Raw genomic sequence first — 25,961 nt, forward strand, 5'->3', positions numbered from 1 at the left:
GCCCTGGCAACGAAGACCGGCGGCCGCCGGGCGGCGCCGGATCAGCTCAGCAACCGCTCCAGGACGACCGCGATGCCGTCGTCGTCGTGGGAGGCGGTGACCTCGTCCGCCACCGCCTTCAGGTCCTGGTGGGCGTTGGCCATGGCCACGCCCCGGGCCGCCCAGCCGAACATCGGGATGTCGTTGGGCATGTCGCCGAAGGCGATCGTGTCGGCCGCCTTCAGGCCCAGGCGGCGGGCCGCGAGCGAGAGCCCGGTCGCCTTGGACAGACCGAGCGGCAGCAGCTCCACTATGCCCTCGCCCGCCATGGCGACCGAGACGAAACCGCCCGCCGTCGCGCGCGCGGCCTCGGCCAGCTCGTCGTCCGTCAGCGTCGGGTGCTGGATGTAGATCTTGTTGAGCGGCGCGGCCCACAGGTCGGACACGTCCGTGAACGGGACGGCGGGCAGCCTGCCGACGACCGCGTACCCCGGGCCCACCAGCACCTCGCCGTCCAGGCCGTCGCGGCTGGCCGCCAGGTGCAGCGGGCCCACCTCGGCCTCGATCTTGGCCAGCGCCACGCCCGCCAGCTGCCGGTCGAGCGTGACCGAGGTCAGCAGGCGGTGCGTACCGGCGTCGTAGACCTGTGCGCCCTGGCCGCAGACGGCGAGGCCGTCGTAGCCGAGGTCGTCCAGGATGGGCCGGGTCCAGGGGACCGCGCGGCCGGTGACGACGATGTGCGCGGCGCCCGCCGCGGTGGCCGCGGCGAGCGCGTCACGGGTGCGCCGCGAGATCGACCCGTCGGAGCGCAGGAGCGTTCCGTCGAGGTCGGTGGCGACCAGCCCGTAGGGGAAGCCCTGGCTCACTTGGCCACCGGTTCCAGGACCTCCCGGCCGCCCAGGTAGGGGCGCAGCACCTCGGGCACCCGGACGGAGCCGTCGGCCTGCTGGTGGTTCTCCAGGATCGCCACGATGGTGCGCGGTACGGCGCACAGCGTGCCGTTGAGCGTGGCCAGCGGCTTGACCTGCTTGCCGTCGCGCATCCGGATCTGCAGCCGGCGGGACTGGTACTCGGTGCAGTCCGAGGTGGAGGTCAGCTCGCGGTACTTGCCCTGGGTCGGGATCCACGCCTCGCAGTCGAACTTGCGGGCGGCCGAGGAGCCGAGGTCACCGGTCGCGACGTCGATCACGCGGAACGGCAGCTCCAGCGAGGTCAGCCACTGCTTCTCCCAGGCCAGCAGGCGCTGGTGCTCGGCCTGCGAGTCCGCCGGGTCGACGTACGAGAACATCTCGACCTTGTCGAACTGGTGGACGCGGAAGATGCCGCGGGTGTCCTTGCCGTGCGAACCGGCCTCGCGGCGGAAGCAGGGCGAGAAGCCCGCGTAGCGCAGCGGAAGGCGGTCGGCGTCGATGATCTCGTCCATGTGGTACGCCGCCAGCGCGACCTCGGACGTGCCGACCAGGTACAGGTCGTCGTTGTCGAGGTGGTAGACGTCCTGCGCGGCCTGGCCGAGGAAGCCGGTGCCGGCCATGGACTGCGGGCGCACGAGCGCCGGGGTCAGCATCGGCGTGAAACCGGCCTCGGTGGCCTGCGCGATCGCCGCGTTGACCAGGGCCAGCTCCAGCAGGGCGCCGACGCCGGTGAGGAAGTAGAAGCGGGAGCCGGAGACCTTGGCGCCGCGCTCGACGTCGATCGCGCCGAGCAGGTGGCCGAGCTCCAGGTGGTCCCGGGGTTCGAAGCCCTCGGCGCCGAAGTCGCGGATGACGCCGTGCGTCTCCAGCTCGACGAAGTCCTCCTCGCCGCCGACGGGCACGTCCGGGTGGACCAGGTTGCCGAGCCGGAGCACCAGCTCCTGGGTCTCGGTGTCGGCCGCGTCGCGCTCGGCGTCGGCCGCCCTGACGTCGGCCTTCAGCTGCTCGGCCCGCTTGAGCAGCTCGGCCTTCTCGTCGGCCGAGGCCTTCGGGATGAGCTTGCCGAGCTGCTTCTGCTCGGCTCGCAGCTCGTCGAAGCGGACGCCGGACGACCTGCGCCGCTCGTCGGCAGACAGGAGAGCGTCGACGAGCGCGACGTCCTCTCCACGGGCGCGCTGGGAGGCGCGCACACGGTCGGGGTCCTCACGGAGCAGGCGAAGGTCAATCACAGGGGCAAGGCTACCGGTGCACGGTCGCCGCCCACGAACCCCTATTCCGAACTACGTCTTACGTACCGGTATGGGGGCATTGCGCGTGCTTGCACCAGGTGTCAATAAACATCGTCTCACTCCCTGGGACGAAGCATGCCCCGGATGCCCCGTTGACCGGATTCCCTTGTGCCGACCGGGACTTGGGGGGCCGGTTGTCCACAGGTGGCCGCCACTGCCGAAGAGTTATCCACAGGCTGTGCGGAAAATCTGTGGATGTCGGAATGGATCACTCCGGAACCGGCGTGGTGACCGGTGAATTCCCAAGTCAAAGCGGTCCGACGCCTGCATTCGAGTGGAAAGAGGTCGCCGTGGGAGATGAACCTCAGGGAATGGGTGAACAAAGGAGGGCGGGCGGGCGGATGGCCCGGCCATCGGGCCGCAGGCCGATTTGTCGACCCGGTGCCCCCTGGTGTCGACTTGTCCCCAGGTCGAGAAGGCCACCTGTGGATAACTCCTGTGGATAACGAAGATCTGCTGGTAGGACCGGCGAGTCGCGATCCTAGAAACGGCCGTCCTGGCACCGCGCCACCCAGTCCGCCGCCCCGACGAACTCCGCGTCGGACGTCCCCGGCAACGCCGGCCGGGCGTCGGCCGGCCTGATGTCCGCCCGGGGGTACGAACCGAGGAAACGCACCTGGAGGCATATCCGCTTCAGGCCCATCAGCGCCTCGGCCACCCGCCGGTCGGAGATATGGCCCTCGGCGTCGATGCAGAAGCAGTAATTGCCGATTCCGGCACCGGTCGGCCGCGACTGCAGCAGCATGAGGTTGATGCCCCGGGTGGCGAACTCACCGAGCAGGTCCCGCAGGGCACCGGGGTGGTCGTCGCGCTGCCACAGCACCACGGAGGTCTTGTCGGCCCCGCTCGGGGCGGCGGGCCGGGCCGGGCGGCCGACCAGGACGAACCGGGTCTGCGCGTTCTCGGCGTCGTGGATGTCGGTCTCCAGCGGCTGGAGGCCGTACCGGGCGGCGGCGAACTCGCCGGCGAAGGCGGCGTCGAAGCGGCCCTCCTGCACCAGACGGGCGCCGTCCGCGTTCGAGGCGGCCGACTCCCACACGGCGTCCGGGAGGTGGGCCTTCAGCCAGTTGCGCACCTGCGGCTGCGCGGCCGGGTGCGCGGTCACCGTCTTGATCTCGGACAGCTTCGTCCCCGGCCGGACCAGCAGCGCGAAGGTGATCGACAGCAGCACCTCGCGGTAGATCATCAGCGGCTCGCCCGCGACCAGCTCGTCCAGGGTGGTGGTGATGCCGCCCTCGACGGAGTTCTCGATCGGCACGAACGCGGCCTCGGCCTCACCGGCCCGCACCGCGTCCAGCGCGGACTGCACCGACACGTACGGGATCAGCTCCCGGGTGGCGGCCTCCGGGAGGGTGCGCAGGGCGACTTCGGTGAAGGTGCCTTCAGGACCGAGATACGCATAACTCGCTGGCATGACCTCACCCTAATGGCCGCCCGCGGACCCCGGCAGAGCCGTCTCACGGGCAGCCCCTCCGCCGGGTGAACCGGGCCGGTTCACGCCTCCAGCAGCCGCTGCCCCACGTACTCTCCCTCGGACGCACCGCCCGGCACCGCGAACAGACCGCTCGCCTCGTGCCGGATGAACGCCGACAGCGCGTCCCCCCGGTCGAGCTTGCGCTGCACCGGCACGAAGCCGCGCGACGGGTCCGCCTGCCAGCAGATGAACAGCAGACCCGCGTCGGGCGTCCCGTCCGCGTCGAAGCCGTCGTGATAGGAGAACGGCCGCCGCAGCATCGCCGCGCCGCCGTTCTGGTCGGGGCGGCTGATCCGGGCGTGCGCGTTCAGCGGCACGACGTACTCACCCGCCGCGTCGGCCTTCTCCAGGTCCATCGCGCTCGTCTCGCCACCCCCGGTCAGCGGCGCCCCGTCCCGCTTGCGGCGCCCGATCACCGCCTCCTGGGCCGCCACCGACAGCTTCTCCCAGTCGTCGAGGAGCATCCGGATGCGGCGTACGACGGCGTAGGAGCCGTCGGCCATCCACGCGGGAGCGTCCGAGCCCGAGGCGGGCACGAAGATCCGCTCGTCGAAGTCGGCGTCGGCCGGCCGGGGATTGCGCGTGCCGTCGAGCTGGCCCATGAGATTGCGGGCGGTCATGGGGTGGGCCGTGGCGCCCGGGGTGCGGTTGAAGCCGTTCATCTGCCAGCGCAGACGGGCCGCGCCGCCCGCCTCCTTCTGGATCGCGCGCAGGGCGTGGAAGGCGACCAGGGCGTCGTCGGCACCGATCTGCACCCACAGGTCGCCGTCGCTGCGCCTGCGGTCGAGATGGTCGGAGGAGAAGGCGGGCAGCGGGTCGAGGGCGGACGGCCGCTGCTTCTCCAGCCCGGTCCGGGCGAAGAAGCTGTGACCGAACCCGAAGGTGATCGTCAGCGAGGACGGGCCGGCGTCCCGCGCCACGTCCGTGTCGCCGCTGCCCGTCGCCTCGCCCGCCATCAGCCGCTCGGCCGTCGCCGACCAGCGGCGCAGCAGGGCGGCGGCCTCCGTGCGGCCGGCCCCCGCCGTCAGGTCGAAGGCGACGAGATGGCCGCGCGCCTGGAGACCGTCCGTGATGCCCGGCTGATGTTTCCCGTGAAACATCACCCGCCCCGAGCCCACGGAGGCCAGCGGTGTGGCCCCGGCGGGCGCGGCGGCGTACCCGACGGCCGCGCCGGCCGCGCCGAGCGCGAGCCCGGCCGCCCCGGCGGTGCCCAGCAGCGCCCGCCGGGAGACGCCCCCGGGACGGGCGTCGCCGGAGGGGGCGGCGTCCGGCCCGCTGCCGGGGCGGCCGTCGCCGGGGACGGACTTCGTGAGAGCGGGAGCGGGAGCGGCATCGGGCGTGCGGGTCGCCGGTGAGGTCTGGTCAGCCATGGTTCGGTTCAGCCGATCTGCGCGTTCTTGGAGACGGTCGCCTGGTCGATGTCGGAGGTCCGCACGGTCACGGCGATCTTCCAGTCGCCGGCCATGGGTATCTGCACTCCGGTCGCCGCCCAGTGACCGGTGGTGATGTGGTCGGGCGTCACGGGCAGCGGCCCGATCTTCCTGGCGTCGAGGGTGAAGGAGACCTTCACCTCGGGGATGTCGAAGGCACGGCCGTTGGGTCGCTGGACGAAGACGTGCATCTCGTTGCCGCCCACGCGCGCGGGATCGAGGTCGAGCCGGACGAGGCCCTTGCCGTCGGTGCCGCCGGTGTCGAAGGGCATGTCCAGGGTCAGCGCCCCGGACGACGAGGACGATGACGGCGACGACGAGGCGGAGGAGGACGACGACGTGGCGGCCCGGGCGTCCTGCTCGGTGCGTCCCGGCTCGGTCTGCGTCAGCACGGTGGTGACGGCCAGCAGGACGACCGCGACACCGGCCTCCGCGAGCACCGAGCGGCGTAGCCCCGAGCGGTCGGGATCGGCGTCCCGCAGCCGCTTCTGCCGGGCGGCCTCCCGCGCGGCCTGCTGCCGGGCGAGCTGAACGGCCCGCTCGCCGTCCCCGCCCCCGGCGGCCGCGCCGACCCGCTCCTTCACCCGCGCCGTCGCCGGCTCCCGCTCCCCGTCCGACGCCGGCCTTTCCGGGCCGGCCTCGGCGGCATCCGTGTCCGCCGTCGCCGTCGCCGCGGCTGCCGTCGCCGCCGGTGCCGTGGTCGCCGTAGCCGTCCTGTCGGCCAGGCGGGCCGTCCAGCGCCGGGACACCGACGCGGTGCCGACCAGCAGCGCCACCAGGGCGATCTTCACCAGCAGCAGCTGCCCGTAGCGGGTGTCGGTGAAGGCCGACCACGAGCCGAGCTGGCGCCAGGACTGGTAGGTGCCGGTGAGGACGAGCGTGACGACGGAGCCGAAGGCGATACGGGAGAAGCGGCGCACGGCGGCGGAGTCGAGCGGTGTCTCGGCGGGTGCCCGGTACAGCGCCGTCAGCAGGGCGGTCAGCCCGCCCAGCCACGCGGCGACGGCGAGCAGGTGCAGCACGTCGACGGGCATGGCGAGGCTCGGCTGGAGGCCCACCGAGGCGTGTTCGGCCATCGCCCAGCTCGCCGCCAGCCCGGCGGCGACCACGGCGCCGCCGATCGCCAGACCGAAGGCCAGATCGCGCTTCTCCGCGTCCGCGCCCGGATCAGGCAGCCGCTCCGCGCCACCGCCGTCCGGGGAGGCGTCCGGTACCGCGTCCGGGGAGTCGTCCGGGGGGGAGGCGGGCGTCGGGCGGGCGTAGGCGCCGAAGAGGACGGCGATGAACAGCGCGGCCGCGGCGAGCAGCAGCAGCCGGGAGACCAGCGCCGCGCCGGTCTTGGTCTGCAGGACCTGGCCGAGCAGGTCGAGGTCGAGGATGTCGCCGGCCCTGCCGGTGCTGGTGTACGAGCCGCGCAGGAGCAGCAGCCACAGGGTGGCCGCGGTGAGCGCCAGCCAGCCGCCGACGACGAGCCGCTGCATCACCCGCACCCCGGAGCCGCGCTGCCAGCACGCCAGCACGAAGGCGGCGCCGCCCGCCAGCACGATGAACCCGGCGTAGGACACGTACCGGCCCAGTCCGTACAGCCAGCCGACGACCCCGCCGCCGGCCGTCTCCCCGGAGACGGAGACGGTGGTCCGCGAGGGCGCCCCGACGGAGAAGGTGTAGGCGCCCGAGACGGGATGGCTGTCGGCCGAGACCACCTGGTAGGCGACCGTGTACGTGCCCTTGGCCAGCCCGTCCTTGAGCCGCACGGCGTACGTCGTCCCGCTCACGTTGCCCGGCTGCCCCCGGTCGACCCGGGCGCCCGCGGGATCGAGGACGCGCAGCGAGTCGCCGTTCATCGCAACCTTCTCGGAGAAGGTCAGCGACACCTGGGTGGGCGCCTTGGCGACCACCACCCCCTGCGCGGGGTCGCTGCCGGTCAGCGCGGCGTGCGCGGCGGCCGGTGCGGCGCCGCCCAGCAGCAGGCCGCCGACGGCGAGCAGCAGCAGCACCACGGCCCGCAGGCGGGGGGTGACGGTCCGGGTCAAGGCGGTCCCTCCTCAGTGACCGGTCATGTCCGGTCGGCAGTGTCCGGTCAGTGTCCGGTCGACGGGGTGTACGTGGCGGACCGCACCGGCATCTCGACGGTGCGGGTGCCCGACTCGGCGAACGTCAGGGTGACGGTGACCGTGTCGCCCTGCCGGGGCCGGTGCTTCAGCTGCTCGAACATCAGGTGGTTGCCCCCGCTGGCGAACACGACGCGGCCGTGCGCGGGGACGGTGAAGGAGTCGGCCTCCCGCATGGCACCGCCGCTGGTGCTGTGCATGGTGACCGAGCCCGCGAGGTCGCTGCCGACCGAGGTCAGCTCGTCCTTGGCGCCGCCCTTGTTGACGATCGTCAGGAAGCCCGCGGCCATGTCGGCCGACACCGGCTGAGGCATGTAGGCGGCGCTGACGGACAGCTCGGGAGCGGAGTCCCCCGGGTCCCCGGCGTTCTGGGAGTCCCCGGAACCGCCGCAGCCGGCCAGGGTCAGCACGCCCGCCACGGCGGACGCGACCAGGGCCGCGCGGCGCCTCACGGGTTGGCTCCCTTGACGATCCTGGGCAGGTCCTTGGTGTAGTCGTCGACGGTGGTGTCCTCGCCGTAGAGGAGGTAACCGCCGTCGGTCTTCGGCGAGAAGGCTATGACCTGGGTGCCGTGCACGGAGACGGTCTTGCCGTTCTTGTCCTTCGTCGTCGGCTCGATGGAGATGCCGAGGGACCGGGCACCGGCCTGGATGGTGGCGAAGTCGCCGGTGAGGCCGACGAACTGGGGGTCGATGCCCTTGAGCCAGCTGCCGAGTTCGGCCGGGGTGTCCCGGGCGGGGTCGGTGGTGACGAAGACCACCCGCAGCCTGTCCTGGTCGGCCTTGGGCAGCGCCTTCTTCGCGACCGCGAGGTTGTTCATGGTCAGCGGGCAGACGTCGGGGCAGTGGGTGTAGCCGAAGTAGATCAGCGTCGGCCTGCCCTTGGTCTCCTTGCGCAGGTCGTACGGCTTGCCGTGGGTGTCGGTGAGGACCAGGTCCGGCTTCTCGAAGGGCTGGTCGAGGACGGTGGCGGCCCGGTCGGAGCCGGAATCCTCGGAAACCACGGAGATGGGCGAGGTGCCGTCGTCACCGCTGCCGCAGGCGGAGAGGGGCAGGGTGGCGGCGGCTAGCAGCGCCGCCGCGGCGAACGTCGTCTTGCGCATAGAAAAATGTCCCAGATAGGAGAATTCCGGCGCGCACCGGGGGTGGTACCCCGACCGGCCGGTTCCGGCCGGCCTCAGGTGCGGGGGCCGTACGACAGCGTCGCACGACCCCCGGTGCGCGTCGCCGAACCGTCGGACGGCTCCGGCGGTTCAGGCGGTGCGGGCAGTGCTGCGGACGGTGCGGGCGGCTCAGGCGGCGGTCCGGCGGCGGCCGGCGAAGACGCCGTAGGCCACTCCCGCCAGGCCGGCGACGATACCCACCACGCCGAGGACGCGGGCGGTGGTGTCGCTGGAGGAGCCGGACGCCTCGGTGGCGGCGGCCGCCTTCGCGGTCGCGCCGGAGGCGCTGGAGGAACCGGCGGCCGGGGAGCCGTGGTGGTCGTCGGTGGCGGCGGACAGCGCCAGCACCGGGGCGGGGTTCTCCGGCTCCTCCTGGCCCTCCTGCTGCGCCTCGATCCAGCGGACGACCTCCTTGTTGGAGTACGTCTGGATCGCCTTGAACACCAGCTCGTCGGTGTCCTCCGGCAGCGCGCCCACGGAGAGCGGGAACTTCTGGAAGTAGCCGGGCTGGATGCCCTTGCCGTCCGCGGTCCAGGTGACCTTGGTGACGGCCTCGCTGATCTTCTCGCCGTGCATCTCCATCGGCTTGTCCAGCTTGGACTTGGTGACCGTCACGTTCCAGCCGGCGATCGGCTCGGGCATCACCGAGGCCAGCGGGTGGTCGGCGGGGAAGTTGACCTCGACCTTGGTGGTGGAGGCCTTGTCGCGCTCGTTCGGGACCTTGAAGTCGATCACGGCGTAACCGCCCTTGGCGGCCGTGCCCTCGGGCTGTACCGAGACGTGCGCGAAGGCCGGCACGGACAGGGCGAGGACGGACGTGCCGGCGACGGCAGCGGCGGCGGCGATACGGGAAGCCTTCATGGTGGTGAGCACTCCACTCGGTGAGTAGCGGTGATGGCGGGGTTGCGGAGGGATACGCGCGCGTGCGCCGCGGAAGCGGGGTGCCGTGGACGCGGCGTGCGTGAACGCGGCGTGCGGGGACGCGGACCGCCGGCGGACACCGGGCGTCGGCGAACGGGCCGCACCGGCGGCACGGGCGAGGCCCGGACCGGCGACGGAGCGTTCATGACACGTGGGCGTTCAGGGCGGAGGCGTCGACGACGTGGGCGTTCACGGCGCGGGGCGTCGCGGACGGGCACGCGCGGGGCCGCGTGACGGCGGCCGGCCCTCTCCCGTACCGGGTGAGCGGTGTGGTCGCGTCGCGTCAGGCGGCGAGGGCGAGCGCGGGCGGGCCGCGCCGGATCACCGTGTGCTGGAGCGCGGCGGTGTGCGGGGCCGGCGGTTCGTCCCGGGCGGCACGGGGCCCGCGGGGCCACGTCCCGGTGTTGGGGAGCAGACCGGCGTACAAGGCGCGCACCAGCGTGAGCGCAGCGCGCAGCGCCCGTACGAGCGCCCCCTCGGTGACTCCCTGCGCCGAGAGGTCGATCAGCCGCAGCACGGCCACGTCGCCCCGGCGCAGCAGCCACCCGACGGTCAGGGCCGCCAGGAGGTGGCCGAGCAGCATCGGCAGGGACGGCAGCAGGGACGCGGTGGCGCCGGTGGCGTCGGCGGCGTGGTGCATGCCGCTCATCCCGCCCATGCCGGTCATCCCGCTCATCCCGGCCGTGCCTGCGGTGCCGGCCGTACCGGCCGTGCCGCGGGCGGGCGCGTCGAGGAGGTGGGCGTCGGCGAGGAGGCGGTAGGCGTGGGCGGGGCTGATCGCCGCCGCCGTGGTGCCGCACACCAGCCGCGCGGCCCGTTCGACGAGCGCGGCGTCGCTCAGGGCCGAGGCCGCCGAGCCCGCCGTACCGCCCTGGCCGAGCGCGGCGCCGTGACCGGACGGGCCGGCCGTTGCCGCAGGGGCCGCCCCGGAGGCCGTCGTCATCGCCCCGGATGCCGCGGTGGCCACGCCCCGCTGGGCCAGCCCGAACAGCGTGTGCAGCACGGTCTGGCAGAGGGCGAGCAGCGTGACGATCCCCGGCAGCGAGCGGGTGCGCCCGGCGAGGGGCGTCACCAGCGCCAGGGCGCCCAGAAATCCCGCGCCGAGCGTCCACAGCGGGACGGTCGTGCAGGAGGCCAGGATGTGCCCGCCCGCGGCCAGCACGACGCAGACCGCGGCGAACACCGCGGCCCGCAGAATCCGGACGTCGCGTCCGGAGCGTGCCGTGCACGGGTGGGGGGCAGTCATGGCGGGGGACATCATCGCACTGTGCCCCCTCGGACCTCACCCCAGGGCCGCGATATTCCGGTACGGGCGGTGACGGGCGGCAACCGCCCGGCGGCGAGAACCGGCCCCGCATACACCGATTCCTTCCCGGCCGCATCCACCATATGGGCGGCGTCACGCCGACTCTGCGCTTACATCCGCCTACGGGCGGCAATACGTAACGGTATGTCGAGCCGCAGCCAGGAGGCTGGAGCATGAGCATCTGGTGGTCACTCCATCTGCGGCGCGACGCCGCCAGCGTGCCGCTCGCCCGCCGGCTGCTGATCGGCACCATGGAGACCGCGGGCGTCGACCCCGACATCTCCTACGACCTCTCCGTCGCCCTCAGCGAGGCCTGCGCGAACGCCGTCGAGCACGGCGGCGACGCCGCCCCCGGCGATCCCGCCGAGGCCTACCGGGTGACCGCCTACCTCGACGGCGAGAAGTGCCGTATCGAGGTGACCGACTCGGGCCCCGGCTTCTCCCGCCCGCCGGGCTTCCGCACCGCCCGCGCGGACGCCGAGCACGGCCGGGGGCTGTGTCTGATCCGGGAACTCGCCGATCACGTCCACATCGGCGACAAGCCCGGCCGCGGCGGCACGGTGGTGAGCTTCGACAAGGTCCTCAAGTGGAAGAAGGACCCCTCCCTGCTCACGGCCTGACGATCCGGCCGGCCCGCCCACCCGGACGACCTCCCGGCGGTGCCGGGTTCCAGGGTGCACGCATGTCTGCCGACGCAGGGGCGCCCCCTGCCGCCTCGGGTCCCGCTCGGCCGCGCTCCGCTCAGCCCGCGAGCGCCGCCCGGCCGGCCGCCCCTGCCGGGCGCCCGGCGGCGGCCCGGCGCGCCGCCGGGCCCATGGCGTACGACGCCGCCAGCGTGGTCCCGCCCAGCAGCAGCCAGCCGGGGGTGCCCCAGCGCACCAGGAGTGCCGTCAGCACCAGCGGTCCGAGGGTGCGGGCCACGGTGACGCCGGTGCCGAAGAAGCCCTGGTACTCGCCGATCCGGTCGGCCGGGGCCAGGTCGAAGGAGAGCTGCCAGACGCCCGCCGACTGCCCCATCTCGGCGGCCACCTGGAGCACCGCCCCGGCCGTCAGCAGTCCCACGGCCGTCCACGGTCCGGCTCCGGCCGACAGCGCGAGCACCGCGCAGGCGGCCAGCATCACCCACCCCGAGCGCCGCACGGCCCGGGTGGCCGACGCCAGGCCGGTGATCCCGCGGGCCGCCCGCACCTGGAACAGCGTCACCGCCCCGGTGTTGAGCACGAACAGCGCGGACACCACCCAGGTGGGCGCCTGGGTCCGCCCGGCGATCCACAGCGGCAGGCCCAGGGACAGCAGCGGCATCCGCAGCAGCAGCACGGTGTTGAGGAGGGCGACGACCACGTAGGGACGGTCCCGCAGCACGCCGGAGCCGCCGGGGCCACCGGGCCCGCCGGAGCGTCCGCGTACCGGCGCCGGGTTCACCGCGGGCAGCCGCAGCAGCAGCCCGGCACACAGCAGGAACGTCACGGCGTCCATCGCGAACACCGCCAGGTACGCCCCCCGCGTCCCCGCGTGCAGCGCCAGTCCGCCGAGGCCCGCGCCCGCCGCGAGACCGGCGTTGAGCGCCGACTGCAACCGGGCCAGCAGCCCCGTCCGCCCGGCCGCGGGCACCAGCCCCGCGAGCAGCGCCTGCCGGGCCGCGCCGAGCCCGGACTGCGCGCACGCGTAGCCGCAGGCGGCCAGGACGAACGGCCCGAAGCCGCGCACCACGAGGAAGGACGCCACCGCCAGCCCCGTCGCCAGTGCCAGCAGCACGGCCGTGCCGCGCGGCCCGCGCCGGTCCGCCAGCCGGCCCAGCGGCACCCCCACCACCGAGCCGACCGCCCAGGCGAGCGTCAGACCGAGGCCCACGCGCGTGGGGGCGAGTCCGACGACGCGCGTGAAGTACAGCGCCGAGGTCACGTAGTAGGCGCCGTCCCCCACCGAGCCGGCGAGCTGGGCGAGGGCCAGGAGGCGCTGCGGGCGGTTCGTCGTCATACCGAGGACGCTAGGCACCCGGTGGGCTCACGGGCAGACCCAATCGGCCTCCCCGCGGCTGGCCCAATCGCCCCTCCCGCGGCTCAGGCGTTCAGCACCTTCGCCAGCACCTCAAGCGCGTCCGGGTACAGCCGCTCGCGGGGGGTGCCGTAGCCGACGACCAGGCCCTGCGGGCGGTCCTCGCCCGGTGTGTGCCAGTGCTCACCGAGGCCGCCGACGGCGAGTCCCTCCGCCTCGGCCCGGGCCAGCGCGTCGGCCTCGTCGGGCACGTCGATCAGCGCGTGCAGCCCGGCCGCGATGCCGCGCACGCCCCGGTGGCCGCCGAGGCGGGCCAGCAGCTGGTCCCGGCGGCGCCGGTAGCGCAGCCGGCACGCGCGCACGTGGCGGTCGTAGGCGTGGCTGTCGATGAGCTCGGCCAGGGCCAGCTGGCCGATCGTCTCGGTGTGGTGGTCGCTGTGCAGCTTGGCGTCGGCGACCGCGTCGGCCAGGTGCGGCGGCAGCACCATCCAGCCCAGCCGCAGCGCGGGCCCGAGCGTCTTGGAGGCGGTGCCCAGGTACGCCACCTGGCCCGGCGCCATGCCCTGGAGCGCGCCGACGGGCTGGCGGTCGTAGCGGAACTCGCCGTCGTAGTCGTCCTCCACGACGAGCCCCCCGTGCGCGCGTGCCCAGTCGCTGAGCGCCCGCCGCCGCTCCGGGTGCAGCGTCACACCGGTCGGGTACTGGTGGGCGGGCGTGACCACCACGGCGCTCGCCGCCCCCAGGTCCCGTACCCGGACGCCCCGTTCGTCGACCTCGGCCGGGACGACCGTGCCGCCGTTGCGCCGCACCACCTCCCGGTGGAAGGGCAGCCCGGGGTCCTCCATGGCGACGGTGCCGCCGTCCAGCACGCGGGTGAGCAGCGCGAGGCCCTGGACGTACCCGGAGGTGATCACGATGCGCTCGGGCGGCGCGATCACCCCCCGGGCCCGCCCCAGGTAACCCGACAGCGCCGTGCGCAGCTCGATGCGCCCGCGCGGGTCGCCGTAGTCGTACGCCAGGGAGGGCGCCGTCGCTATGGCCCGGCGCAGCGCGCGCAGCCAGGCCGCGGCCGGGAACGCGCCGACGTCCGGGCTGCCGGGCCGCAGGTCGAAGTGCGGGGCTTGCGCGCGCGTGCGGGCCTGCGGGGCCTCGGAGGCCGGGGAGGGCAGGGCGGCGACCCGGGTGCCGGAGCCCTGCCGGGCCATGAGGTAGCCCTCGGCGACGAGCTGGTCGTAGGCCGCTTTCGCGGTCCCCCGGGATAGGCCCAGCTCGGCCGCGAGCCGCCGGGTGGCCGGCAGCCTGGTCCCGGGCGCGAGCCGCCCGTCCCGCACCGCTTCCCGCAGCGCCCGCTCCAGACCGACCCGGCGCCCGTCCGCCCCGTCCGGCTCCAGATGCAGGTCGACCCCGACACCGGACCAGAAGTCGTCCACGAAGACCCTCCCCCTAGGCACGTGAAACGGCCGGACACCCCTCGGATGCCCGGCCGGCTGTGTCCTACCAGTCCTACCAGTCCTGCCGTCCTGCCGGTCCCGTGCGCCTCACGCTCGCGCCGGTCCCGCCGTCCCGTCAGCCCTTGAGCGACGCCATCCAGGCCTCGACCTCGTCGGAACGGCGCGGCAGGCCCGCCGACAGGTTGCGGTTGCCGTCCCCGGTCACCAGGATGTCGTCCTCGATGCGGACGCCGATGCCCCGGTACTCCTCGGGAACCGTCAGGTCGTCGGCCTGGAAGTACAGGCCGGGCTCGACGGTGAGGACCATGCCCGGCTCCAGCGTGCCCTCCACGTACGTCTCCGTCCGGGCGGCCGCGCAGTCGTGCACGTCCATGCCGAGCATGTGGCCGGTGCCGTGCAGGGTCCAGCGGCGCTGCAGACCCAGCTCCAGGACGCGCTCCACCGGTCCCTCGACCAGGCCCCACTCCACCAGCTTCTCGGTCAGCACGCGCTGGGCGGCGTCGTGGAAGTCGCGGAACTTGGCGCCGGGCCGGACGGCCTCGATGCCGGCCTCCTGGGCCTCGTACACGGCGTCGTAGATCTTCTTCTGGATGCCGGTGTACGTGCCGTCGATGGGCAGGGTGCGCGTGACGTCGGCGGTGTACAGGGTGTGCGTCTCGACGCCCGCGTCGAGCAGCAGCAGGTCGCCCGGGCGCACGGGGCCGTCGTTGCGCACCCAGTGCAGCGTGCAGGCGTGCGGGCCGGCCGCGCAGATGGAGCCGTAGCCGATGTCGTTGCCCTCCACGCGCGCGCGGAGGAAGAACGTGCCCTCGATGTAGCGCTCGGAGGTCGCCTCGGCCTTGTCGAGGACCTTCACGACGTCCTCGAAGCCGCGCACGGTGGAGTCGACGGCCTTCTGCAGCTCGCCGACCTCGAACTCGTCCTTGACCAGGCGGGCCTCGGAGAGGAAGACGCGCAGCTCCTCGTCGCGCTCGGCGGTGACCTTGTCGGTCAGCGCCGCCTCGATGCCGGCGTCGTGACCGCGCACGACGCGCACCGGGCCGGTGGCCTCGCGCAGGCGGTCGGCCAGCTCGCGCACGTCGGCGGCCTTGATGCCGTACAGCGCCTCGGACTCCGCCAGGGAGTGGCGGCGGCCGACCCACAGCTCACCCTGGCCGGAGAGCCAGAACTCGCCGTTCTCCCGGTCGGAGCGCGGCAGCAGGTAGATCGTCTCCCGGTGGCCGCCCGCGACGGGCTCCAGGACCAGGACGCCGTCCTCGGTCTGGTTGCCGGTGAGGTACGCGTACTCGACCGACGCGCGGAAGGGGTACTCGGTGTCGTTGGAGCGGGTCTTCAGGTTGCCCGCGGGGATCACCAGGCGCTCGCCCGGGAAGCGCGCGGAGAGCGCGGCGCGGCGGCGCGCGGTGTGCGCGGCCTGCTCGACCGGCTCCAGGTCGCGCAGCTCGGTGTCGGCCCAGCCGGACTGCATGTTCTCGGCCAGCTCGTCGGAGACGCCCGGGTACAGGCCGTTCTTCCGCTGCTTGATGGGCTCCTCGGACTCAGCTTCCGGGGTCTCCGGGTTGAGTTCGTCGGCCACGTGATCCTCCTCGATACGGCATGTGATCTCCCCCGGGCCCGCGACGCTCGGGACGGGGCCGGAGCAGGGGGACCACCATCATCGTACGGTCGTACCGGGAGCGGACCGGGGCGGATGCGCTGATATGGCCTCCCATGTCAACGCCGCGCCGCCGGGGGCCGCGGCGCCCTCAGTCGAAGCAGGCCGCCAGCAGGACCACGTCCTCCTCGCTGTCGGCCCGGTCCAGGCCGTCCGGCAGCACGGTGCGCAGCACGTGGTCGGCGACGGCTCCCGGGTCGCGGCGCAGCGCGCGCGGGACGCTCGCGCCCGCCGCGTGCAGCCGCGCGAAGGCGCGGTCCATGCAGTCGCCGGTACGGTGCAGCAGCCCGTCGGTGTACAGCAGCACCGTTTCGCCTGCGTCCGCCTCGATCTCCACGCTGGGGGCCTCCCAGCAGGCGAGCATGCCCAGCGGCGCCGAGACGGTGGTCTCCGCGAACTCGGTGCGGCGCTCGCCGATCAGCAGCGGCGGGCTGTGACCGGCCCCGGCCAGGGTGATCTTGCGCGCGGCGGGCTCGCAGTAGGCGAAGAGGGCGGTCGCCGAGCGGGCGGGCTCGGTCAGCCGCAGCAGCAGCTCCAGGTCGGACAGGACCGCCACCGGGTCCTCGCCCTCCATCACGGCGTACGCGCGCAGGGAGGCCCGCAGCCGCCCCATCGCCGCGACCGCGCTGGGTCCGGAGCCGGTCACCGAGCCGACCGAGAGGCCGAGCGCGGCGTCCGGCAGCGGCAGCGCGTCGTACCAGTCGCCGCCGCCGCGCGGGCCGGTGCGGTGCCGGGCGGCGAGCTGCACACCGGCCACCCGCGGCAGCCGGGACGGGAGCAGTTCCTCGGCGAGGGTCGCCACGCACGCGCGCGTGCGCTCCACCTCCAGCAGCCGCGCCAGGTGCTCGGTGGCGTAGCGGAGGTACAGGCCGACGAGGTGCCGCTCGCGCGCGTGCGGCTCGGCGGGCTCGTCGTAGAGCCAGACGGCCGCGCCGAGGCGGCCCGCGGCGTCGGTGGCCAGCGGCAGCGCGTAGCTGGCGGCGTATCCGAGGCGGGCGGCGACCTCGCGGTGGCGCGGGTCGAGGCCGTCCTCGGCGAACAGGTCGGGGTGGACGCTCTCGCCCGGCCCGCCGGCCGCGCCGGCCGTGCTCGTGCCGCCGGGGCGCGCGGCGGTGTCGAGCAGCTCGCCGTACGGCAGGGCGCCGCGCGGCACGGTCTCCAGGTGGCCGAGGTCGGCGCGGCCGAGGCCGAGGCCGACGGTGGTGCGGGGGCCGAGTCCGTCGCCGGGTTCCAGGACGAGCAGGCCGCGGCGGGCGCCGACGAGCGCGGCCCCGGCACGCAGCAGCTCCCGCAGCGCGGTCTCGAGTGCGGTGGTGCGCGCCAGGCGCTCGGTCAGTTCGTGGAGGGTGGTGAGGCCGGAGACCCAGCCGGCCAGCCGGTCCTGGAGCAGGGCGCCCGGTGCGGGGGACCCGGGGGCCGGGAGCGGAGGGGCGCCCGGGACGGGGGATGCGGGCGCGACAGTGTGTGCGGGCGTGGGAACCGTTGAATCGATTCCAGCCACTTTCGGAGGATGCGGGGCGCTCATCTCGTCCGGCTTCCAGACCGGTGCGTATTGCTCAGAAGCATCGCAAACCCCCATGTCATTCTGCACCGCTAGCAGTGTCTCCACATGTACACGCACTCGTGAGGGGATGTCCAGCATTGTCCTGCTGGGATTCCTGGTGTCCGTGGGCCTCTCGGGGTTTGTGCCGGACCCCTTGCCGATTGGGGAAGTTGGCTTGAAAATGACTGGGGTATCGGCTCATTGCGGTCGACTGACCCTGCTCCACAGAGCGTCACAGCGGTCGTGATGGGTACGTACTCGGAGAAGGCCAGGGGTGGCTGGGGGCCACCCGGGAACCTGGCGACGGACCCGGGCGTCTTAACCACCGACGACCGTGCCCCATCCTCCCGCGGCGGAGGCGGAGAGAACCACGCGCGACGTAAAACGCCAGACTTCGCCACCCCCGCGCCGCGACTGTGCTTTTGATAGACGCACGACGGACGCGGACGAAGCGGACGCGGTCGATGTTCGACCCCCTGGGGGTCCCCCTGCTCCACGCAGGGGTGTGATGCGCCAACAGGTACGCACGGTGAAGTGATCGACACATGGTGTGATGTGGTCCACGGTGTTGCCAGCGGTGCAACGGAAAGGAACGAGCGCTCATGCGCGAGATCCTCGGAAGGCGACGCAGGCTCCTGTCCAGGCGGAACGCCGGACGGCCTGAGCTGATCAGCGCGGCCCTGGCCTTCGCGACCCAATGGCAGTGGCCGGTGCTCCCGGGCGTGGCCCCGGACCCGCAGGGCCGGGCGGGCTGCGCCTGCCCCGACCCCGAGTGCACGGTGCCCGGAGCCCATCCCTTCGACCCCGGCCTGCTCGCGGCCACCACCGACGGGCGCATGGTGCGCTGGTGGTGGGGCAACCGCCCGAGCGCGCCCATCATCCTCGCCACCGGCGGCGCCGCTCCCTGCGCGGTCAGCCTGCCGGCCCTCGCGGCGGCCCGCGCCCTCGCCCTGCTCGACCGGCGCGGCATGCGCCTGGGCCCGGTGATCGCCACGCCCACCCGCTGGGCGCTGCTGGTCAAGCCGTACTCCATGGAACAGCTGGGCGAGCTGCTCTACGCCAAGGACTTCGTGCCCGGCTCCCTGCGCTTCCACGGCGAGGGCGGCTACCTCGCCCTGCCCCCGTCGGAGACCGGCCAGGGCGCCATCCGCTGGGAGCGCGCGCCGCTGCCCGGCTCGGCCGCCCCGTGGGTGCCCGATGTGGAGGCCGTCGTCGACGCCGTCGTCGACGCCCTCACTCGTACGGGTGTGAGCGCGCCCGAGTTGTAGGGGTGTCGGGCGCGGCCGCGGCCCTGCGGCGGACCGTGCTCGTTACATTCCCTTTATGAACCTTCGTCTGCTCGCCCTCGTGGGCGTCATGGCGGCCGCGGTCGCGCTGCCCCTGGCCGTGGCGTCCGCGGGGCCGACGGGCGAGGCCGCACGGCCCGCCGACGACCGGGACCGGGCGGCCGCGGACGTCTCGCACCGCGACGACGCCAAGCTGCCCGTCCCCGCCCGCTCCCCGCTGCTGCTCGGCCTGGGACTCGCCACCGCCGCCCGCTGCGGCCCCGAGCTGTCCTCCCCGGAGGGGGTCGAGGCGCAGACGTGCGTGCTGACCCAGGGCGAGGACACCTGGGCGCGCACCTACTACCGCAACGCCACCGGTGACGTGCTGGAGTCGGTGCTGAGCCTGATGGGGCCGGCCGGCCGGTCCGTGCGGATGCGCTGCGCCGCGCAAGCCGACGACGAGCCCGCCACCTGCGAGACGCCCCGCTGGCGCACGAAGGGCACCCTGGACGCCTACACGGCCGTGTCGGAGTTCGCCGCGCCCGGCGCGGACGGACCGCTGCTGCTGCGCTCGGGAAGCAACTCCGAGGTATCCGGCGGCAGTTGACGCACCGCGGCGCCGTGTACAGCGGCGCGGACAGCGGACGCGGACATGAAAAGACCCGGTTGCTGGCGACGGGGGATGCACCAGCAACCGGGCTACTCGAACGGTAACAAGAGATCGGCTGTTCGCAAATTCGATCTCGGCTATTCGGACACGGATTGGCTTGTCACGCCCGGGAGTTGTGACAGGAGTCACCGGACGCGGCGCGGCCGCCCGGACCGGACGGACGGTCGGCCCGGGCTCCGCCGCTCGCTGTGCGTCAGCTGAGCGTGACCTGCCGGTTGGTCAGTCCGCCGCGCGCCCGCCGCTCCTCGGGCGTGAGCGGAGCATCGGCGGCGAGGGCGGTCGCGAGGCGCTCGGCGAACTCGGCCGCCGGCTTCTCCACCTCCTCGGCCCCGACCCCGCTCGGCAGGTCCCAGACCGGGACGGTGAGCCCGTGAGCACGGAAGGAGCCGACCAGCCGGGTGCCCTCGCCGAGGCTCGAGCCGCCCGCCGCATGGAGTCGGGCCAGAGCGTCCAGAAGCCGCTCCTCCGGATGCGGCATGACCCAGCGCAGGTGGTTCTTGTCCGGGGTCTCGCACCAGTACGCGGCGTCCACACCGGCCAGCCGGACCGTGGGGATGGCCGCGGCGTTGGCCCGCTCCAGCGAGGCGGCCACCTCGGGGCTGGCGTTCTCCGGGTCCGGCACCCAGAACTCGAAGCCGCTGTGCACAACTGGCTCGAACGCGCCTTCGGGGTCGAGCAGGTCCTGCAGCCGCGGTCCGTCGGCGGGCGCGCGGCGGGCCTGCACCGGCGTGCCCGGCTCGGCGGACAGCGCCCGCCGCAGGGTGTCGGCGAGGTCGCGGCTGATGTCACCGGAGGGCGTGTCGTTCTGCAGGCCCAGCAGCACCGAGCCGTCGTCGCGGCGCAGGGCCGGCCAGGCCATCGGCAGCACGGTGGCGAGCGTGACCGACGGCACGCCCTCGGGCAGGCCGTCGCGCAGCGGCAGTTCGACGGTGGCCGCCGGGACCAGCTCGCGCAGCGCCACCCAGTCGCACTCGCCCGGCAGGCCCTCGAACGGGCGCTGCACCAGCTCGGTCACGGCGTGCGCGGCGGCCCGGCCGTGACAGGCCTTGTAGCGCCGGCCGCTGCCGCACGGGCAGGGCTCACGGGCGCCGACGACCGGGATCTCCGCATCGCTGAGCTGCGGCCGCTTGGCCTTCGTCTGGGGTCGCTTCTTGGCCATCTGGGTGTCTCCCGGTTACGGCTCGTCTGGTACGGCGGAGCCTAGCCGTTCACGCCAGGGGCGACAGGGACCTGTGGACGAGCGGAGCGGCCGCGCCGAGGCGCCGCGGGATCATGGGCCGGCCTGGCCGGCCTGGCCGGCCAGCCGGCCTGCCGCGGCGACGGGCCGCCGGCGGTACGGCCACCACCACCGCCGCCGCACGGGCGGCGGGGCGGTGGGCGGCCGCGTCGGGCGGTGGGCCGGTCCGGACCGGCCCGGTCAGTCCAGGTCGTCGAAGGCGTCCGCGAAGTCCAGGTCCACCATGGCGGGAACCGCCGGGGCCGTGACGCGCGTAGCGAAACCGTCGCCGCGGTGCCGGGCACCGGGACGGCGCACGTCCCCGTGGACCACGACCCACACCGTCACCTCGCCCCGGACCCCGTCCCGGACGCCCCAGTCGTCGGCGAGCGCGGTGATGATGTTCAGCCCCCGGCCGCCGCGCGCGGTCACCGACGGGGTGGCCGGCGCCGGGCGGGTCGGGCCGCCGCCGTCCGTGACCTCGACGACGAGCCGGCCGCACGGGTCCACCCGCCAGGCGGCCCGGACGTCTCCGTCCCCCGCCGCCGCGTCGCCCAGCGGACGCCCGTGCTTGCAGGCGTTGCTCAGCAGTTCGGAAAGGATCAGTACGGCGTCGTCGATGACCGATTCCGATACGCCCCCGCCGCGCAGCTGATCGCGCATGCGGTGCCGCGCCCTGCCCACGCCCGCAGGGCCATGGGGAACGGCCATGCTCGACGACGTGGGCACTTCCTGTGCCACCACCAACGCCACCCCCGAGACCTCCTTTGCCCCACGCCACGGTGTGGATGCCCCATTGGCCTGTACCGGAAACCGGCCAGACCGGGCCCGGCGACGCATTCACCGTGGCCGAACACGCACCGAACGCGCCGGAGCACTCCCTGTCACCATGTGGCTGGATTTCGATGGTGTGGCCGGGAGTGGAGGATGGTGCAGGTGGGACTGCTGGTCAAGGGGTGACGCATGATCCCGCTGTTTTTCGTGTTTTCCACCCCTGGGTCCGCGAGGGTGAGAGGCGGGAGAGGAGGCCGGGGGCCTCGTCTCAGCGGCCGAGCCGGCCGAGCACCGCGCGCGGGCGGTTGGTGATGATGGCGTCGACCCCGAGGCCCGCGCAGAGGTCGACGTCGGCCGGCTCGTTCACGGTCCACACGTGCACCTGGTGTCCGGCCCGCTTCAGCCGCTCGATGTACGCCGGGTGGCCGCGCACGATGCGCATCGAGGGCCCGGCGATGCCGACGCCGACGGGCAGCCGGCCGTCGCGCAGCCGGGGCGAGACGAACTGCATCAGGTAGACCGTCGGCAGCGTCGGGGAGGCCGCCTGCACCCGGTGCAGCGAGCGCGCCGAGAAGCTCATGACCCGCACCGGGGACTCCTCCGCCGAGGCCGGCGCGTCCAGCCCGAACCGTTTCAGCAGCGCCAGCAGCCGCTCCTCGACCTGGCCGGCCCAGCGCGTCGGGTGCTTGGTCTCCACGGCCAGCTCCACCCGCCGCCCCGAGTTGGCGACCAGTTCCAGCAGCCGTTCCAGGGTGAGTACGGAGGTGTCCGCCGGGTCCTCGGGGCGGTGCTCCCAGTCGGGCTCCTCGTCGCGGCCGCGCCAGGCGTCGCGGGTCTTCCAGGAACCGAAGTCCAGGGCGGCCAGGTCGGCGAGTTCCAGGGCCGAGACCGCGCCGCGGCCGTTGGACGTGCGGTTCACCCGGCGGTCGTGGACGCAGACCAGGTGTCCGTCCGCGGTCAGCCGGACGTCGCACTCGAGGGCGTCGGCGCCGTCCTCGATCGCCTTCCGGTAGGCGGCCAGGGTGTGCTCGGGGGCGTCGTCCGAGGCTCCCCGGTGAGCGACGACCTGGATCTGGTGCTGTCGTGCGTGGGTCACCGCGTCATGGTGCCACCGCCGCGGGGAAGACGGGCACGAGCACGGCGCACGAGCGCGGAACGCACTCCCTCCCGCACTCCGGCTCCACAGCGGTGCCCGAATTGCCCGCATAAATGGAACATTCGTCGTAGAGGCCCTATATAAGGAGTGACCCTGGACCCACAGCCACCGCTTATGGTGCTCTGACGGCCCATGGGAAAAGCTGACCGCGTACAAAAGCACAAGCACATGCACAGCTGCATCGCGCAAGGGTCGACGACGAGCGTGAACGAATGTGACCGAGTGCCACCGAGAACAACAGCCGTGGATCGAGGAGAAGAGCTGTGAGCACCGAGAACGAGGGCACCGCGGTACCCCCGGCCCCGTCCGCACCTCCCGTGCCGGTGGCATCTCCCGCTGCTTCCCCGCAGGCAGCCACGCCCGAGGGGGGCACGCCGACGACTCCGCTCCCGCCGGTGCCCCAGGGGGCTCCCGGCGCGCCGGAGCACGCGCCGCAGCCGTACGCCCAGGCGCCCGCGCAGCCGTACGCCGCCTACCCGCCGCCCACCGCCCATGACCAGGCGGGCCGGCCGGGCCAGGCGGGCTACGGGAACCAGGCGGACGCCCATCAGGCCTCCGGTTCCGCGCCGGAGGGCGCGTGGCCGCCCCCGGCCCCGGCCACGCCGTCCTACGCCGACGGCGGTGCCGGCGCGGGCGGCGGCTGGGGCTCGTCGTACCAGCAGCCCGCGCCCAAGCCCCGCAGCGGCCGCGGCGGGCTGCTCGCGGCGGTCCTGGTGGCGGCGCTGGTGGCCGGCGGCCTGGGCGGCGGTCTCGGCTACACCCTGGCCAAGAACGGCGACGACAGCGGCTCCACCACCGTCTCCGCCTCCGACAGCAGCGCCTCCCAGGTCAAGCGCGCCCCGGGCACCATCGCCAACGTGGCGGCCAAGGCGCTGCCCAGCACGGTCACCATCGAGGCGGAGTCCACCAGCGGCGAGGGCGGCACCGGCACCGGGTTCGTGTTCGACACCCAGGGCCACATCGTCACCAACAACCACGTGGTGGCGGACGCGGTGGACGGCGGCAAGCTGACGGCCACCTTCCCGGACGGCAAGAAGTACGACGCCGAGGTCGTCGGCCACGCCCAGGGCTACGACGTCGCGGTCATCAAGCTCAAGAACGCCCCCTCGGACCTCAAGCCGCTTCCCCTCGGCAACTCCGACCAGGTGGCCGTCGGCGACGAGACGATCGCCATCGGCGCCCCCTTCGGACTGTCCAACACGGTGACGACCGGCATCATCAGCGCCAAGAACCGCCCGGTCGCCTCCAGCGACGGCAGCGCCTCCAGCAAGGCCTCCTACATGAGCGCCCTGCAGACCGACGCCTCCATCAACCCGGGCAACTCCGGCGGACCGCTGCTGAACGCGAGCGGCGCGGTGATCGGCATCAACTCCGCGATCCAGTCGTCGAGCAGCGGCGGCCTGGGCAGCTCCGGGCAGTCCGGTTCGATCGGCCTGGGCTTCGCCATCCCGATCAACCAGGCCAAGTACGTCGCCCAGCAGCTGATCAAGACCGGCAAGCCGGTCTACGCCAAGATCGGCGCCTCCGTCTCCCTGGAGGACACCACCTCGGGCGCGAAGATCACCGACCAGGGCGCCAGCGGGTCCTCCGCGGTCGAGTCGGGCGGCCCCGCCGACCGGGCCGGCCTCAAGCCCGGTGACGTCATCACCAAGCTCGACGACTCGGTGATCGACAGCGGCCCGACCCTGATCGGCGAGATCTGGACCCACCAGCCGGGCGACAACGTCAAGATCACCTACAAGCGCGGCGGCCAGGAACACACGGTCGACCTCACCCTGGGCTCCCGCACGGGCGACAGCTGACCCGGCGCGGCCACCACCCCGGCCGCGCCCACCGCACGAGCCGGCTCCGCGCTGCACGCGACGGGGCCGGTGCCGGTACTCTGTACCCGCTCCGCCCCAGGTGGGCGGAGCGCGGGTGGGTTGCCCGAGCGGCCTAAGGGAACGGTCTTGAAAACCGTCGTGGCGCGAGTCACCGTGGGTTCAAATCCCACACCCACCGCACGTGAACGGCCCCTGACCAGGAACATCGGTCGGGGGCCTTCGCCATGCGCGGTACCTGCTGGTGACCGTGGTTGCCCGTGAGTTCCCGGTCCATCGGGCACGGATGGGGCACGGGTCTTCAGTCGCCCTGGAACCACAGATAGCTGCATGGAGTGCCGGCGCACTGCTCCAGCAACTTCGCAAGGTCGTCCAAGGCAGCCAGCTGACGCTCATCGGTGCACCGTTGCCGTAGATCGGGGATCTCGCCGAGAGCAACGGCAGCCTCCTGCTCGTTCATCAGAGCATCGCCGTAGGGGTCCACGGCGGTCAGCCGCCCAGGCACTCCGAGCAGCCGGAGCGAGCCGATCGCATCGGCCAACGCCTCCCCGTGCCCGTACGAACTCTGAAGCAGCGTCGCTCGGGACTTGCGCCAGTTACGCGTTGGCCGTGCCGAGTGCAGCTCCACGTCTATCCCCACGGGTTCATGATGCCTGCTACAGAGGCGCAGCATCTGATTCGTAGCTCTATGCGGGCCGCTCAGTGACGGTCAATTCAGTCGTCCAGGAAGCGTCGGTGGGGGCGGCTACGGGTGGCCCGTCATGCGGGCGGCCGAGGCGATGGTCGCGCGGGCCTCGCGCTCGCTCAGGCCCGTGTGCAGGGCCGCTTCCACCAGCGGGTCGACGAGGTCCGGGCCGAATCCGTTGTCGTAGGCCCGGCAGGCCGCCCAGAACAGGCGGGTGTTGCGCTGGCCCTCGTGGGCGGCGAGGACGAACTGCACCAGGCCCCGGCCGTGGTCGCCGGCCGGTGGCGGCGCGGCGTGCGGGGCGCGCGGCGGTGGCAGGAGCAGCCGCAGCAGGGACGGCGGGCAGGGCGCGGGCGGCAGGTGGGCGGTGCCGGGTGCGGTGCCGTAGACGCCGTGGTCGGTGCGGGAGCCGGGGCCGACCAGGTAGCCGCCGGCGCCCCGGATGTCGATGCCGGGGGCCAGCCGGCCGGCCGAGTTGGGGACGACGACGTCCGGCGGGCCGGTCAGCCACAGGTGGCGGCCGCCGCTCGGGGTGAGGACGACGACCGTCTCCGGGATGGTGAACAGGTGGCGCAGGGCCAGCTCGCGCAGGGCGGCCGAGGAGTCAGTGCCGGACTTGGTGTCGAGGTCGACGCCGATCAGGTGGTGCGGGGGCAGGCCGCAGGCGATGCCGTAGCCCGTGGCCCAGGGCGCGGCGGCGAACAGGCGGCGGATGTGCGCGGGGTCGGTGGAGGCGTCGTACACGCCGTGCCCGAAGCGGCCGCACTCACCGTGGCAGGGGCGGGCGCCGGGCCGGTCGCGGTGCGGGGAGCGCAGGGCGGGGAGCTTCGTGCGGGACAGGGGGATCACCGCCAGGCCGCGTTCGGCGGCTGACAGGGCGTGTGCGAGGGCCAGTGTCGCGGCCTGCCGGTCGGTGGTGGCCATGACTCCATGTTCGTACGCATGTTCGAAAAAGGGAAGAGGGCGGCGCCGGGAGGGGGTCGGGATCCTGGGTGCCGGGCCCGTCCCGCGGACCCTGTGACCGGCCCCGCCGGCGGGCCGGTGTCCGGGTCGGTGTCCGGGCTGGTCCGGGCGGTGGGCGGTCCGCCCCTCAGGGATGACCCGCACAGGGCCGCACCCCGGCTCTCCACCTACAGGAGGTGGGGCCGG

The 25,961-nt window shown here is 73.7% G+C and carries 22 protein-coding genes and 1 tRNA gene; 5 read left to right on the top strand and 18 right to left on the bottom strand.

Going from position 1 to position 25,961, the window contains the following annotated elements:
• Nucleotides 1–41: 41 nt before the first annotated feature.
• The 9 genes from ACZ6CZ_RS20485 to ACZ6CZ_RS20525 all read right to left on the bottom strand — a co-directional run bounded on the left by ACZ6CZ_RS20485 (nt 42) and on the right by ACZ6CZ_RS20525 (nt 10,523).
• Nucleotides 42–845 (bottom strand): HAD family hydrolase, encoded by an 804-nt coding sequence (locus ACZ6CZ_RS20485; protein WP_469022953.1) that lies wholly within the window; start codon nt 843–845, stop codon nt 42–44.
• Complete coding sequence (gene serS / locus ACZ6CZ_RS20490) at nt 842–2,119, bottom strand: serine--tRNA ligase (RefSeq protein ID WP_469022955.1); 1,278 nt, start codon at nt 2,117–2,119, stop codon at nt 842–844. The genes ACZ6CZ_RS20485 and serS overlap by 4 nt, the downstream gene beginning before the upstream one ends.
• A gap of 541 nt (nt 2,120–2,660) precedes the next feature.
• Nucleotides 2,661–3,593, bottom strand: coding sequence for a prephenate dehydratase (gene pheA / locus ACZ6CZ_RS20495; RefSeq protein ID WP_469022958.1), 933 nt, complete (start codon nt 3,591–3,593; stop codon nt 2,661–2,663).
• An 80-nt stretch (nt 3,594–3,673) separates the two neighbouring features.
• Nucleotides 3,674–5,023 (bottom strand): iron uptake transporter deferrochelatase/peroxidase subunit, encoded by a 1,350-nt coding sequence (gene efeB / locus ACZ6CZ_RS20500; RefSeq protein WP_469022960.1) that lies wholly within the window; start codon nt 5,021–5,023, stop codon nt 3,674–3,676.
• 8 nt (nt 5,024–5,031) lie between these two features.
• A complete protein-coding gene (locus ACZ6CZ_RS20505; RefSeq protein ID WP_469022963.1) occupies nt 5,032–7,116 on the bottom strand; it encodes a copper resistance CopC/CopD family protein in 2,085 nt (694 codons plus the stop codon).
• 47 nt (nt 7,117–7,163) lie between these two features.
• Entirely contained in the window at nt 7,164–7,646 is a 483-nt protein-coding gene (locus ACZ6CZ_RS20510; RefSeq protein WP_469022965.1) for a copper chaperone PCu(A)C, read from the bottom strand.
• The gene (locus ACZ6CZ_RS20515) at nt 7,643–8,296 is read right to left on the bottom strand and encodes an SCO family protein (protein ID WP_469022968.1); all 654 of its coding nucleotides are present in this window, start codon (nt 8,294–8,296) and stop codon (nt 7,643–7,645) included. The genes ACZ6CZ_RS20510 and ACZ6CZ_RS20515 overlap by 4 nt, the downstream gene beginning before the upstream one ends.
• A gap of 189 nt (nt 8,297–8,485) precedes the next feature.
• A complete protein-coding gene (locus ACZ6CZ_RS20520; protein ID WP_469022970.1) occupies nt 8,486–9,217 on the bottom strand; it encodes a YcnI family copper-binding membrane protein in 732 nt (243 codons plus the stop codon).
• 343 nt (nt 9,218–9,560) lie between these two features.
• The gene (locus ACZ6CZ_RS20525) at nt 9,561–10,523 is read right to left on the bottom strand and encodes a hypothetical protein (RefSeq protein WP_469022972.1); all 963 of its coding nucleotides are present in this window, start codon (nt 10,521–10,523) and stop codon (nt 9,561–9,563) included.
• Nucleotides 10,524–10,756: 233 nt separating this feature from the next.
• On the opposite strand from ACZ6CZ_RS20525, the gene ACZ6CZ_RS20530 reads away from it, so the two are divergent.
• Nucleotides 10,757–11,203, top strand: a complete 447-nt coding sequence (locus ACZ6CZ_RS20530) for an ATP-binding protein (protein ID WP_469022975.1) — start codon at nt 10,757–10,759, stop codon at nt 11,201–11,203.
• Between the two features lie 121 nt (nt 11,204–11,324).
• Here ACZ6CZ_RS20530 and ACZ6CZ_RS20535 read toward each other — a convergent pair whose 3' ends face one another.
• From ACZ6CZ_RS20535 to ACZ6CZ_RS20550, 4 genes are all read right to left on the bottom strand, one after another.
• The gene (locus tag ACZ6CZ_RS20535) at nt 11,325–12,560 is read right to left on the bottom strand and encodes an MFS transporter (RefSeq protein ID WP_469022978.1); all 1,236 of its coding nucleotides are present in this window, start codon (nt 12,558–12,560) and stop codon (nt 11,325–11,327) included.
• An 83-nt stretch (nt 12,561–12,643) separates the two neighbouring features.
• Nucleotides 12,644–14,008, bottom strand: a complete 1,365-nt coding sequence (pdxR, locus tag ACZ6CZ_RS20540) for a MocR-like pyridoxine biosynthesis transcription factor PdxR (RefSeq protein ID WP_469022981.1) — start codon at nt 14,006–14,008, stop codon at nt 12,644–12,646.
• Nucleotides 14,009–14,144: 136 nt separating this feature from the next.
• Nucleotides 14,145–15,605: an aminopeptidase P family protein gene (locus tag ACZ6CZ_RS20545; RefSeq protein WP_469022983.1), complete on the bottom strand. Its 1,461-nt coding sequence runs from the start codon at nt 15,603–15,605 to the stop codon at nt 14,145–14,147.
• Between the two features lie 169 nt (nt 15,606–15,774).
• Complete coding sequence (locus ACZ6CZ_RS20550; RefSeq protein ID WP_469022986.1) at nt 15,775–17,325, bottom strand: PP2C family protein-serine/threonine phosphatase; 1,551 nt, start codon at nt 17,323–17,325, stop codon at nt 15,775–15,777.
• A gap of 503 nt (nt 17,326–17,828) precedes the next feature.
• Between ACZ6CZ_RS20550 and ACZ6CZ_RS20555 the strand changes: the two genes are divergently transcribed.
• Both ACZ6CZ_RS20555 and ACZ6CZ_RS20560 read left to right on the top strand, forming a co-directional pair.
• A complete protein-coding gene (locus ACZ6CZ_RS20555) occupies nt 17,829–18,494 on the top strand; it encodes a bifunctional DNA primase/polymerase (protein ID WP_469022989.1) in 666 nt (221 codons plus the stop codon).
• A gap of 55 nt (nt 18,495–18,549) precedes the next feature.
• Nucleotides 18,550–19,098 (top strand): hypothetical protein, encoded by a 549-nt coding sequence (locus tag ACZ6CZ_RS20560; RefSeq protein WP_469022991.1) that lies wholly within the window; start codon nt 18,550–18,552, stop codon nt 19,096–19,098.
• Between the two features lie 256 nt (nt 19,099–19,354).
• Here ACZ6CZ_RS20560 and ACZ6CZ_RS20565 read toward each other — a convergent pair whose 3' ends face one another.
• From ACZ6CZ_RS20565 to ACZ6CZ_RS20575, 3 genes are all read right to left on the bottom strand, one after another.
• Entirely contained in the window at nt 19,355–20,320 is a 966-nt protein-coding gene (locus tag ACZ6CZ_RS20565; protein ID WP_469022994.1) for a DUF5926 family protein, read from the bottom strand.
• Nucleotides 20,321–20,578: 258 nt separating this feature from the next.
• Entirely contained in the window at nt 20,579–21,217 is a 639-nt protein-coding gene (locus ACZ6CZ_RS20570) for an ATP-binding protein (RefSeq protein WP_469022996.1), read from the bottom strand.
• A 202-nt stretch (nt 21,218–21,419) separates the two neighbouring features.
• The gene (locus ACZ6CZ_RS20575; protein ID WP_469022999.1) at nt 21,420–22,247 is read right to left on the bottom strand and encodes a glycerophosphodiester phosphodiesterase; all 828 of its coding nucleotides are present in this window, start codon (nt 22,245–22,247) and stop codon (nt 21,420–21,422) included.
• Nucleotides 22,248–22,570: 323 nt separating this feature from the next.
• Between ACZ6CZ_RS20575 and ACZ6CZ_RS20580 the strand changes: the two genes are divergently transcribed.
• Nucleotides 22,571–24,109, top strand: coding sequence for a S1C family serine protease (locus ACZ6CZ_RS20580; protein ID WP_469023003.1), 1,539 nt, complete (start codon nt 22,571–22,573; stop codon nt 24,107–24,109).
• A gap of 114 nt (nt 24,110–24,223) precedes the next feature.
• Nucleotides 24,224–24,308, top strand: a tRNA-Ser gene (locus ACZ6CZ_RS20585).
• 120 nt (nt 24,309–24,428) lie between these two features.
• Here ACZ6CZ_RS20585 and ACZ6CZ_RS20590 read toward each other — a convergent pair.
• Both ACZ6CZ_RS20590 and ACZ6CZ_RS20595 read right to left on the bottom strand, forming a co-directional pair.
• The gene (locus ACZ6CZ_RS20590) at nt 24,429–24,767 is read right to left on the bottom strand and encodes a hypothetical protein (protein ID WP_469023006.1); all 339 of its coding nucleotides are present in this window, start codon (nt 24,765–24,767) and stop codon (nt 24,429–24,431) included.
• Between the two features lie 105 nt (nt 24,768–24,872).
• A complete protein-coding gene (locus ACZ6CZ_RS20595) occupies nt 24,873–25,736 on the bottom strand; it encodes a bifunctional DNA primase/polymerase (RefSeq protein WP_469023009.1) in 864 nt (287 codons plus the stop codon).
• Between the last annotated feature and the right edge of the window lie 225 nt (nt 25,737–25,961).

Source organism: Streptomyces sp. NPDC041135, assembly GCF_055592085.1.

Bases quoted from the DNA above. Each gene is read 5' to 3' on its own strand.
- pheA (WP_469022958.1), bottom strand. From the start codon at position 3,593: ATGCCAGCGAGTTATGCGTATCTCGGTCCTGAAGGCACCTTCACCGAA.
- efeB (WP_469022960.1), bottom strand. From the start codon at position 5,023: ATGGCTGACCAGACCTCACCGGCGACCCGCACGCCCGATGCCGCTCCC.
- ACZ6CZ_RS20515 (WP_469022968.1), bottom strand. From the start codon at position 8,296: ATGCGCAAGACGACGTTCGCCGCGGCGGCGCTGCTAGCCGCCGCCACC.
- ACZ6CZ_RS20520 (WP_469022970.1), bottom strand. From the start codon at position 9,217: ATGAAGGCTTCCCGTATCGCCGCCGCCGCTGCCGTCGCCGGCACGTCC.
- ACZ6CZ_RS20525 (WP_469022972.1), bottom strand. From the start codon at position 10,523: ATGACTGCCCCCCACCCGTGCACGGCACGCTCCGGACGCGACGTCCGG.
- ACZ6CZ_RS20530 (WP_469022975.1), top strand. From the start codon at position 10,757: ATGAGCATCTGGTGGTCACTCCATCTGCGGCGCGACGCCGCCAGCGTG.
- ACZ6CZ_RS20535 (WP_469022978.1), bottom strand. From the start codon at position 12,560: ATGACGACGAACCGCCCGCAGCGCCTCCTGGCCCTCGCCCAGCTCGCC.
- ACZ6CZ_RS20550 (WP_469022986.1), bottom strand. From the start codon at position 17,325: ATGCTGGACATCCCCTCACGAGTGCGTGTACATGTGGAGACACTGCTA.
- ACZ6CZ_RS20555 (WP_469022989.1), top strand. From the start codon at position 17,829: ATGCGCGAGATCCTCGGAAGGCGACGCAGGCTCCTGTCCAGGCGGAAC.
- ACZ6CZ_RS20560 (WP_469022991.1), top strand. From the start codon at position 18,550: ATGAACCTTCGTCTGCTCGCCCTCGTGGGCGTCATGGCGGCCGCGGTC.
- ACZ6CZ_RS20565 (WP_469022994.1), bottom strand. From the start codon at position 20,320: ATGGCCAAGAAGCGACCCCAGACGAAGGCCAAGCGGCCGCAGCTCAGC.
- ACZ6CZ_RS20570 (WP_469022996.1), bottom strand. From the start codon at position 21,217: ATGCGTCGCCGGGCCCGGTCTGGCCGGTTTCCGGTACAGGCCAATGGG.
- ACZ6CZ_RS20595 (WP_469023009.1), bottom strand. From the start codon at position 25,736: ATGGCCACCACCGACCGGCAGGCCGCGACACTGGCCCTCGCACACGCC.